This is a genomic window from Bradyrhizobium sp. P2_E8, from assembly GCF_056403875.1.
Genome location: NZ_JBFUES010000193.1, coordinates 1 through 9443, shown reverse-complemented (window position 1 = coordinate 9443; position 9443 = coordinate 1). Strand labels below are relative to the sequence as shown.

The 9443-nt window shown below is 62.3% G+C and carries 9 protein-coding genes; 3 read left to right on the top strand and 6 right to left on the bottom strand.

Annotated elements, in window-relative coordinates; all coding sequences use genetic code 11:
- Positions 1-121 precede the first annotated feature (121 nt).
- The 3 genes from AC1D00_RS13410 to AC1D00_RS13400 form a co-directional block, all read right to left on the bottom strand.
- Positions 122-628 (bottom strand): hypothetical protein, encoded by a 507-nt coding sequence (locus AC1D00_RS13410; RefSeq protein WP_477010994.1) that lies wholly within the window; start codon positions 626-628, stop codon positions 122-124.
- 167 nt (positions 629-795) lie between these two features.
- Complete coding sequence (locus AC1D00_RS13405) at positions 796-1785, bottom strand: ParB N-terminal domain-containing protein (protein WP_477010993.1); 990 nt, start codon at positions 1783-1785, stop codon at positions 796-798.
- Entirely contained in the window at positions 1782-2042 is a 261-nt protein-coding gene (locus tag AC1D00_RS13400) for a hypothetical protein (RefSeq protein ID WP_477010992.1), read from the bottom strand. Before AC1D00_RS13400 ends, AC1D00_RS13405 begins: the two co-directional genes overlap by 4 nt.
- Before the next feature lie 385 nt (positions 2043-2427).
- Here AC1D00_RS13400 and AC1D00_RS13395 point away from each other — a divergent pair, with 385 nt between their 5' ends.
- Positions 2428-2652 carry a helix-turn-helix transcriptional regulator gene (locus AC1D00_RS13395; RefSeq protein ID WP_477010991.1) on the top strand — a complete coding sequence of 75 codons (225 nt, stop codon included), beginning with the start codon at positions 2428-2430 and terminating at the stop codon, positions 2650-2652.
- A 577-nt stretch (positions 2653-3229) separates the two neighbouring features.
- Positions 3230-4324, top strand: coding sequence for a peptidoglycan-binding domain-containing protein (locus tag AC1D00_RS13390; protein WP_477010990.1), 1095 nt, complete (start codon positions 3230-3232; stop codon positions 4322-4324).
- 609 nt (positions 4325-4933) lie between these two features.
- On the opposite strand, the gene AC1D00_RS13385 is transcribed toward AC1D00_RS13390, so the two are convergent.
- The 3 genes from AC1D00_RS13385 to AC1D00_RS13375 all read right to left on the bottom strand — a co-directional run bounded on the left by AC1D00_RS13385 (position 4934) and on the right by AC1D00_RS13375 (position 8312).
- Positions 4934-5941: an Hsp33 family molecular chaperone gene (locus AC1D00_RS13385; RefSeq protein WP_477010989.1), complete on the bottom strand. Its 1008-nt coding sequence runs from the start codon at positions 5939-5941 to the stop codon at positions 4934-4936.
- Positions 5942-6180: 239 nt separating this feature from the next.
- Complete coding sequence (gene argF, locus AC1D00_RS13380; RefSeq protein WP_027542314.1) at positions 6181-7104, bottom strand: ornithine carbamoyltransferase; 924 nt, start codon at positions 7102-7104, stop codon at positions 6181-6183.
- Positions 7104-8312, bottom strand: coding sequence for an acetylornithine transaminase (locus AC1D00_RS13375; protein ID WP_477010988.1), 1209 nt, complete (start codon positions 8310-8312; stop codon positions 7104-7106). Before AC1D00_RS13375 ends, argF begins: the two co-directional genes overlap by 1 nt.
- Before the next feature lie 455 nt (positions 8313-8767).
- Here AC1D00_RS13375 and AC1D00_RS13370 point away from each other — a divergent pair, with 455 nt between their 5' ends.
- A complete protein-coding gene (locus AC1D00_RS13370) occupies positions 8768-9277 on the top strand; it encodes a GcrA family cell cycle regulator (RefSeq protein ID WP_008143480.1) in 510 nt (169 codons plus the stop codon).
- Positions 9278-9443 lie beyond the last annotated feature (166 nt).

The following is a 9443-nucleotide window of genomic DNA, read 5'->3' as shown; positions in this document are numbered from 1 at the left end:
ACGGCGGTGGGGGCGTCGTTGGACATCGCTCTTGGTCCTCTCGTTGCAGTGGTCACCTGCAACAGACGGCAAAGCGCATGTTAAAGAAACGGCCCGAATTAACATATCTGGCGAAGCGGGCTCAGCGCAGATGGCTCAGGCTCTTCATGAGATCGGCGACGGGCCATCCCTGAAGCTCGAATATGGTTTTGTGGTAGAAATCCCGGACGTCCTGCGAATATTTGCCGCTGGATATGTTGTTTCGAAAACCCCTGATCTTTTTTTTGTCGAGCCCGGACGCATGGGCCACGGCAGCCAGAGCGCCATCAAGGTTGTGCGCGCGACGCTTCTCAAGGCTTGTCACGGCCGCCGCCGCGAACGCCAAGCGCATGGAAGCGTTTACGTGCATCGCGTTCAGGGCGAGGCTACCGACTTCCCGCTGCGCCTGATCGGATAGCTCGCCAAGCACCACCATCGGCGAGACGAGCAGGCTGGTGTCGATGCCGATCTCTCGGCAATATTTGATGAAGATGTTCAACGGCGCCGTTCTCCACCCGGGGGTTTTATCGTGGTAGAGGTTGCGGGCCTTGCCTAGCTCTTCGATCAGCCGGGCATGCGCGGAAACAAGCTTTGCGGTGATTTCATTCAAGCCCTCTCCGCTACGCCGGCTTGGCGGCTGTTTGCGCGTGTGACGCAGCATTGTGCTTGTCCGGGTTTTCTTCGGCGTGGCGGATCGGCAAATCAGCCCTGCCACGGGGTGATAGCCGTGGCGGGGTTTTCCTTGTCAGGTTGTCGGGGTCGGGCGCGCGGGGCAAATCACGAATTCAGCCGCGCCGTCTTTCGCTTCTCGATGATCTCCTCGACGCGATCAACTTCGCTGCGCAGTTCACTGATGAGCTGCGGCCAACGATCTTGCGGTATTTCGGGAAACCATTCGAGAACGAGCGCACGCACGCGCATCAAGCAGCTCTGCACCGGGTCGAATTTTGACGGATGCGACGGCAGGCATCCAGCAGCGTCTTGCTGGAGGTTTTCGCTGGCCAAGCGGGAGATCGCAAGCCGCTGCTTCGCTGACAACTCGGCCGCATCGGCTGCGGCCTTGACGGCCGGCGAGACCTTCGCAGGCCGCTCGGCGGCGCAGGCGCTGACAGCCTCCCCGGCCTTGGCCCGCTGGATGAGCGCGCTCTGTTGCTCCACCGGCAGCTTGGCGAGCGCATCGATCTCTGCGCCCGTGTCGAGCGACGTGCCGACGACGTCGGCCAGCGCCTTGACCTTCTTGCCCCGCGTGGTGTTGCGCGCGATGGTGCTGCGGCTCTTGCCGGTCCTCTTGGCGGAGTCCGAAACAAAGCTCTCATCTTGAGACCTTTGTTTTCCAGCACCACCGCCCTTGCCTTTCTTCGGAGGCGCACCACCGTGCATCGCCGTCGGGTGCAGCTTCTCATAAAGTTCCTTCCGCCGCGAGAAGTGCATCGCTGTCTCAGCTGGCGACAGCTCGGCACGGATCAGATTCTCGTCGATCTCGGCAAGCTCGGCCTGATCGTCGCTGATGCCTTCGAGAAGCGTGGAGCGGATCGTCTTCCACTTGAGTTGCTTCGCAGCCTCATAGCGGTGCCGACCAGCGATGAGCCAATAGCCACCACCCGGGCGCTGTCGCACCACGATGGCCTGCAACTGCCCCTGTTCCCTCATGCTCTCGGCGATTGCATTAACGTTGTCGAGTCGGAGCATTCGGTGGCGATCAGCCGGGACGGCAATGCCGACCAGTGTGATGTCGATGGTACTGCCGTATTTCAGCCTGTCAGTCATCGTGTCGCTCTCCCTGCCGGAGGCGCGGCGGCGGGCGCGGACTTGGCCTTGCCGACCTTGCGGGCACCGACGACCAGCCGGGGCAGCGAGGCTTGGTATGCGTCGAGGCTGTCTGCATCGACCAAGGTCTGGCCGCCTTGCACATAGGCGATGAGCTTGCCCGCGCGGATCAGATCGTAGAATTTGGTGCGGCCGAAACTGCCCCTGCGCAGCGCGGCTTTGATGGGGATCAGGTTACGCTTCACGACTTCCGACATGTGCGAACTCGCTGTTGAGCAATGCCCCCAGCGAAATGGTCTCACAGTTTTCGGGATTGTCACGTCGCGTGCGCAATTGGCCGTTCGTCGTCGGGGTTTTCCCCAACTGAAGACGACTGGATGGCTGCACGCTGTTGGGTGGGTGCGCTCATCGGCACAGCGGCGAGTCCGGAACAAGCCGAAGCTTGGCCGCGCCGGGGCTACGGCTCATCGCCGCCGCGCGCTTGGGGATAGCTCAGGTGCGCAACGCGCGGAATCGGTTCGTGAGTTGACGGTTGCCTGAATCCCCGATGGGAATGTCCGCGTGCGTGTTGCGTGCGTGAGTGCGGTCATGAGCAGAGAGGAAACGGACGATGGCGGACCGGATAAATCCGGACCTCGACGCATGCTGAACGAAAAGCAGGTCTTGGAAATCATCCCGGTCGGCCGCACCACGCTTTATCGGATGGAAAAAGCAGGCCGGTTTCCCAGGGCGACCTACATAAGCCCAAACCGCCGGGTCTGGTTCGAGGACGAGATCATCTCTTGGCAGAACGCGGTTGACGAATTCAATCCGAACCGCGGCCGGGGCAAAGGGCGCCGCCATCGGGTGCCGCCGGCCGCCACCTAGCTGAATTCGGTGGAGCCCGAATTCACAAGGCGTGAACTCCGCTTTCGAGCGGTAATCGAACGTACTCCGTCTTTGCTCCATTTTTGGAACTCCCGATGGGATACCTGCCCCGTCCGCATGGTGGTTTTCCGCATGCCATGCGCAAAACATGGCAATTTGACATGGATCAAGACGTAGACGCCGGAAAGGTCGAGCGTGCGACGTTGTCCTCTCATGTGCTAGGACATCATCGGCAGCCATAGGCAGCCATATGCTTACAAGCAAACTCAGTCGGATCACTGCTCTCGCAGGCGGACTCGCGGCGGCCCTACTCTGCAGCACCACTCCTGGGCACGCGATTAATGGGCCCAGTTTCGACTGCAGTCACGGCGTAAACAGCGTTCTGGCAACAATACTATGCAAGAGTTCAGACGCGGCCAGAGCGGACTGGGACCTGAGTTCGGCATCCTGGGCTAATTCGCAGGACGATAGTGAGCAGAACGTATTCAACCAATCCATGAGAGAGCGCTGCGGACTCTCTCTCCAAGGTGTGGAACAGGTGCGAATCTACGGGCTTCCAGTACCCGTACCAGTACCGGTGTCCCAACCGATCACCGAAGCTCACGTCAGATGCGTCATTAACGCATTTAACAATCGCACCGCAATGTTGCGCGCCAGACTCACAGGTGACGCCCTCATCGAATCCCAGCTTACTCCAGAGGCACACATTGCAATTCAACAGGCACTATTGGGAAAAGGATTATTAAACAGCCGGGTACAGAAATTCGGCACGAAGCCAGATGGGCAATTCGGACCAAACACCCGTGCAGCGATACAGGAGTATCAACGGGGTGTCGGTGCAAAGCCTACCGGCTTCCTCTCTGACCAACAGCGACTAGCTCTATTAGAGACCCCCGATGAGGTCGAAGCTCGTGCAGCGCGCGCCGCAGCAGAAGCCCAGGCTAGGCGGCAGGCATCCCTCGATGCATGGAAGCAGACTGAAGAGCGGGCTAAGCGCGACGAAGAAAGGGCTAGGCAGGCTGCCCTCGACGCGAAGAAACAGGCTGAAGAGCAGGCCAAGCGCTACGAGGAAAAACGGTTAGAGGAAGAGGCAGCAAAGGCAGCGGAGTGGCGTCAACAAATTGAAGAGGCCCAGAAGAAGGGTCCAGATTACGCAGCCAAAGCTTCCGATATGAAGTGGACCTTAAATCAGCAGGCAAATCCTATGACCGAGGAAATCGACTACAACGCCTCGTCCATACAGACGAATGGTTCGGGTGCGGCCGCATCGGTCGATGGCTTCTGCAGAAACGACCAAGTTCTCTTCCAAGCAACCCTGGAGAATGCAACCGATCCGAAACTACCGCTCGGATTTATAACTTCGCCCCACGGGGGTGGCATCGTTGGTAAAAAGCGTCTCAATGACGGTGCGGTGATGCCAACCGAGTTTCCCGTCGATAAGTGGAGAAACCGCATAACCCTATCGACCCTCGCTTTCAGTCATGATGCCGCAGAGGCAGCGGAGACCACATGGCGAATTTTGGCCGAAATTGAAACTTCGCGCGGTACGTTGTACGTTAAAATTCCGACGTTCAACGTCAGTATTCAGAAGCTGATCTCGAGTTGTCAGCAGCTCTACGAACGCGAGAAGGAGCGGGGCGGACGGCTCGACGCCCCAGCGTCTAGACCGTAGCGGCGACTGTTCGCTTCCACGGAATGAACGGTCTAGGGCCTATTGGGGCCTGACACGAAAGGGGGGCCCTTTTCCTTGTCAGGGGATATCGCCGAAGCCATTGGCTTCTCTACGTTTTATCCGTTCTTCGGATCGCAAAAAAAGGCCTTGCAGCAAGGACCACACGGTTTTGCCGTACGCACGGCCCGCCATTTCGCCGCGGTTTTCCCRGCCCTGTCGACGGAGCCGGAAACCTGCTGGCGAGACGAACCTGWCAGCGCCGTTCGTCCGCACGAAGCCTTGGGGCTCACGGAGAGCAATCCGCCCTGCCCCACGCCTCTCGCGCCCGACGCTGCCGCGTCCACCGCAAGCCCGGCTCGCGAAAATGACGACCACATGATCGCCCCTCAAGGATGAGCCGGGATGGCTGACACATACGACAAAACCGAATWTCGGTAAAGCGGAATATTTTTGCACCGGCCGATTGACAGCTTCGCGGGTGTTTTGCCCGTCGGGTCACGCGATGCCGTAGGGTGGGTTAGCCGCAGGCGTAACCCACCAAGTCTCTTCCCGCGGTGACAGAAGAGGTGGGTTACGCTGCGCTAACCCACCCTACGATGCCACGATGCCTTACGCGTCCTCCACGCCCGCCTCGTCCGGCGTGAAATCGTAGACCGACGAGCAGAACTCGCAGGTGACGACGACCTTGTCGTCCTTGACCATCGCGGCGCGATCGTCCGGCGAAAAGCTCTTCAACATGGACGCGACCGCGTCGCGCGAGCAGGAGCATTGCGCTTTCAGGACCAGCGGCTTGAACACGCGCACGCCACGCTCGTGGAAGAGGCGGTAGAGCAGCCGCTCGCCGGACAGCTCCGGATCGATCAGCTCGACGTCCTCGACGGTCTCGATCAGCGAACGCGCCTCGACCCAGGCGTCGTCTTCCGCGACGCTGTGCACTTCGACGCCTTCGGGCGCATCGCCGGGATGCAAATCCGCCTGCCGCGCGCGCTCCGGCGCCTTCGGCAAAAACTGCATCAGCATGCCGCCGGCACGCCAGCGATGCTTGCCGCCGTCGTTCGAGCGCCACTCCTCGCCGACCGCAAGACGCACGCGCGTCGGGATCTGCTCGGAACGCAGGAAATATTCGTGGGCGGCGTCTTCGAGGCTGCCGCCGTCGAGCGCGACCAGACCCTGGTAGCGGCTCATGTCGGGGCCCTGGTCGATGGTCATGGCGAGATGGCCGCGGCCGAGCAGCGTGCCGGAATCCCTGATCTCACCGAGGCGCGCGGCGTCGAAGCGGGCATAGGCACGAAGTTGATCCGGCGCCTTGTAATCCACCACCAGGAACGACACCGGACCATCGGTCTGGGCCTGGAGGATGAAGCGGCCCTCGAATTTCAGCGCCGTTCCGAGCAGCGTCGCCAGCACGATGGCCTCGCCGAGCAGCTTGCCCACGGGCGCGGGATAATCGTGCTTGGTCAGGATGTCGTCGAGCGCCGGACCGAGCCGCACCAGCCGGCCGCGCACGTCGAGCGCGTCGACCTCGTAGGGCAGCACGGCATCGTCGATCGGAACTGCTGATGGTGCGCGAACCGGGCCTTCAGGCCCGGTTTTCATGTCAGGGGATTGGGAAACCATGGCCGTCTATCTGGGGTCGGTGGGTGGGAAATGGAAGGGGGGCGTGAAGCAGCGTGCTCCGGATGCAGTTATGATTGCACACGATTTTGCAAATTCGGTGTCGTCCCGGCGAAGGCCGGGACCCATAACCACAGGGCGTGGTTATGCGAAGATTCGCCGTTCGGTACGCCTACTTTCCGCAACCGAGCGATCACGCGGTATGGGTCCCGGCCTTCGCCGGGACGACGGATAGTTCGCCCTTACTTCACCGCGTCGAAGCACCAGGCCAGAATGCCCTTCTGCGCGTGCAGGCGGTTTTCGGCCTCGTCGAACACGACCGATTGCGGGCCGTCGATCACCTCGTCGGTGACCTCCTCGCCGCGATGGGCGGGCAGGCAGTGCATGAACAGCGCGTCGGGCTTGGCCAGCGACATCAGCTTGGCATTGACCTGGTAGGGCTTGAGCACGTTGTGGCGGTGCTCGCCCTCCTTGTCGCCCATCGACACCCAGGTGTCGGTGACGACGCAATCGGCGCCGCGCACGGCGGCTTCCGGATCGGTGCCGAGCATGATCGGCGCGCCTGACGTCTTGATCCAGTCGCGCATCGCCTTCTTCGGCGCGAGCTCCGGAGGCGTTGCGACGTTGAGCTGAAACTTGAAGCGCTCGGCGGCATGCGCCCAGGACGCCAGCACGTTGTTGTCGTCGCCGGTCCAGGCCACCGTCCGGCCCTCGATCGGGCCACGGTGCTCCTGATAGGTCAGGAGGTCGGCCATCACCTGGCAGGGATGCGAGCGCCGGGTCAGGCCGTTGATGACCGGCACGGTCGCGTTGGCCGCGAGCTCCAGCAGCGCGTCGTGGTTGAGGATGCGGATCATGATGGCGTCGACATAGCGCGACAGCACGCGCGCGGTGTCGGCGATGGTCTCGCCGCGGCCGAGCTGCATCTCGGCGCCGGTGAGCATGATGGGCTCGCCGCCGAGCTGGCGCATGGCGACGTCGAACGACACCCGTGTACGGGTCGAGGGGCGCTCGAAGATCATCGCCAGCGTCTTGCCTTCGAGCGGCCTCACCGGCTGATGCGCCTTCTGCTTCGCCTTCATGGCGGAGGAGGCGTCGAGCATGCTCTTGAGCTCCGACAGCGGGAGCTCGTTGATATCGAGGAAGTGCTTCGGCGACTTGCTCATCAGCTTGCCGCCCGCTTGGTCTGACTGGACGAGATCGCGGCGCAGGCGCGCTCGAGCCGCCCGACGCTGTCCTCGATCTCGGCTTCGGTGACGATCAGGGGCGGCAGGAAACGCACGACATTGTCGCCGGCGCCGACCGTGAGCAGTTTTTCATTGCGCAGCGCCGCGCCGAGATCGCCTGATGGCACCACGGCCTTGATGCCGATCAGAAGGCCTTCGCCGCGCACTTCGCTGACGATGTCGGGATAACGATCGATCACGGAGGCGAGCTTCTGCTTGAGCAGCAGCGACATCTTCTGCACGTGGTCGAAGAAGCCGGGCTTGAGCATGACGTCGAGCACGGCGTTCGCAGCCGAGATCGCCAGAGGATTGCCGCCGAAGGTCGAGCCGTGCGAGCCGGGACCCATGCCGGCCGCCGCACCCGCGGTCGCCAGGATCGCGCCGATCGGAAAGCCGCCGCCGAGCGCCTTGGCCAGCGACATCACGTCAGGCGTGACGCCGGTGCGCCGATGCGCGAACAGATCGCCGGTGCGGCCCATGCCGGTCTGCACCTCGTCGAAGGCGAGCAGCAAGCCCATCTCATCGCAGAGCTGGCGCAGCGCCTTGAGAAAACCCGGCGTCGCCGATCGTACGCCGCCCTCGCCCTGGATCGGCTCGATCAGGATGCCGGCGGTCTGCGGACCGATCGCCTTCTTGACGGCCTCGATGTCGCCATGCGGCACCTGATCGAAGCCATCCATCGGCGGACCAAACCCTTCGAGATATTTTGCAGATCCCGTTGCAGCCAGCGTCGCCAGCGTGCGGCCGTGGAAGGCGCCTTCGAAGGTGATGATGCGGTAGCGCTCCGGATGCCCCTTGGAGAAGTGGTGATGGCGGACCAGCTTGATCACACCCTCCAGCGCCTCGGCGCCGGAATTGCAGAAGAACACGAAGTCCGCGAAGCTCTCATTGCACAGGCGCGTCGCGAGCTTCTCGCCATCCGGGCTCTGGAACAGGTTCGACATGTGCCAGAGTTTTGTCGCCTGCTCCTGCAGCGCCTTGACCAGCGCGGGATGGGCGTGGCCGAGCGCGTTCACCGCGACGCCGGACGTAAAATCGAGATAGCGATCGCCATTGGTCGCAATCAGCCAGCAGCCTTCGCCGCGCTCGAAACCGAGGTCGGACCTGGCGAAAACGGGAAGCAAATGCGGCGCTGCGCTGCTAGTCATGACGGTCACTTGATGTTGCGGACGGTGTGAGCGTGCATTGCGCAACGCACCATTGACCGGCCCGGAAAACGAAACGTGCCGCCTTTTAAGGGCGGCACGTGACACTATCTTATGCTTGGTGAAACCGGTGTCAATGCCGCCCGAAAGCCTCGCGAAACGCTGAATCCGTAGTCTTGCGGTGCCAAATTTGCCGGGTTTTGGCCACGGAACATGTGGAAGCGAGTCGGCTGACTCTTGCGCGTGAGTCACGCCATATTGTAGCGTTTGGCTTGTCAGATACGACATCTCGTGCAGCAGTTCTGATCCTCTAAGTCCTCATGTACCGGCGTAAACGTTCGGGCGCATCTGGTGCGCCCGGCGAGCCTTAAGGGATTCTGACGGCACGGGTTTTTCGAGGCTTAGGCATTCGCCGCGAGGCGCCAGGATGGCAGCCGCACGGCGAGGGAAAGGGTGCAATGACGGTTTTGACCTGGTCCGACGATCGCGTCGAGCAGTTGAAAAAGCTCTGGGAGGCCGGATTATCGGCCAGCCAGATCGCAGCCGAGCTCGGTAACGTGACCCGTAATGCCGTGATCGGCAAGGTGCACAGGCTCGGCCTGTCCGGCCGTGCCAAGAGCCCCTCATCGGCGGCTCCGCGGCCGCGCAAGGCGCGTCCCGCGCAGCACATGATGCGGGTGAGCCGCCCCATTGCGCGCGGCAACACCGCGCTGGCGCAGGCCTTCGAGGTCGAGGTGGAGGCCGAACCGGTCACCTACGACAACGTGGTGCCGATGAGCCAGCGGCTGTCGCTGCTGGAGCTGAACGAGGCGACCTGCCACTGGCCGGTCGGCGATCCCTCGAGCCCGGATTTCTTCTTCTGCGGCGGCAAGGCGCTGTCGGGCCTGCCCTACTGCGCCCAGCACTCGCGCGTGGCCTATCAGCCGGCCGCGGATCGCCGGCGCGCACCGGCCAAGCCCTCGCGGTGAGTTCGCGGATCTAGTCGACCGTTAAAATGCCGCCGTTACACGATGGCGGCTCGACACACTCCGATGTCGTCCCGGCGAAGGCCGGGACCCATAACCACCAGCAGATGTGGTTACGAGGACTCGGAGTTACCCTTTTCGCGCAACAACTACGCCCTTGGGTTATGGG

Excerpts from the sequence above, each read along its gene's own strand:
- AC1D00_RS13405 (WP_477010993.1), bottom strand. The coding sequence starts at position 1,785 with ATGACTGACAGGCTGAAATACGGCAGTACCATCGACATCACACTGGTC.
- AC1D00_RS13400 (WP_477010992.1), bottom strand. The coding sequence starts at position 2,042 with ATGTCGGAAGTCGTGAAGCGTAACCTGATCCCCATCAAAGCCGCGCTG.
- AC1D00_RS13395 (WP_477010991.1), top strand. The coding sequence starts at position 2,428 with ATGCTGAACGAAAAGCAGGTCTTGGAAATCATCCCGGTCGGCCGCACC.
- AC1D00_RS13385 (WP_477010989.1), bottom strand. The coding sequence starts at position 5,941 with ATGGTTTCCCAATCCCCTGACATGAAAACCGGGCCTGAAGGCCCGGTT.
- argF (WP_027542314.1), bottom strand. The coding sequence starts at position 7,104 with ATGAGCAAGTCGCCGAAGCACTTCCTCGATATCAACGAGCTCCCGCTG.
- AC1D00_RS13375 (WP_477010988.1), bottom strand. The coding sequence starts at position 8,312 with ATGACTAGCAGCGCAGCGCCGCATTTGCTTCCCGTTTTCGCCAGGTCC.
- AC1D00_RS13370 (WP_008143480.1), top strand. The coding sequence starts at position 8,768 with ATGACGGTTTTGACCTGGTCCGACGATCGCGTCGAGCAGTTGAAAAAG.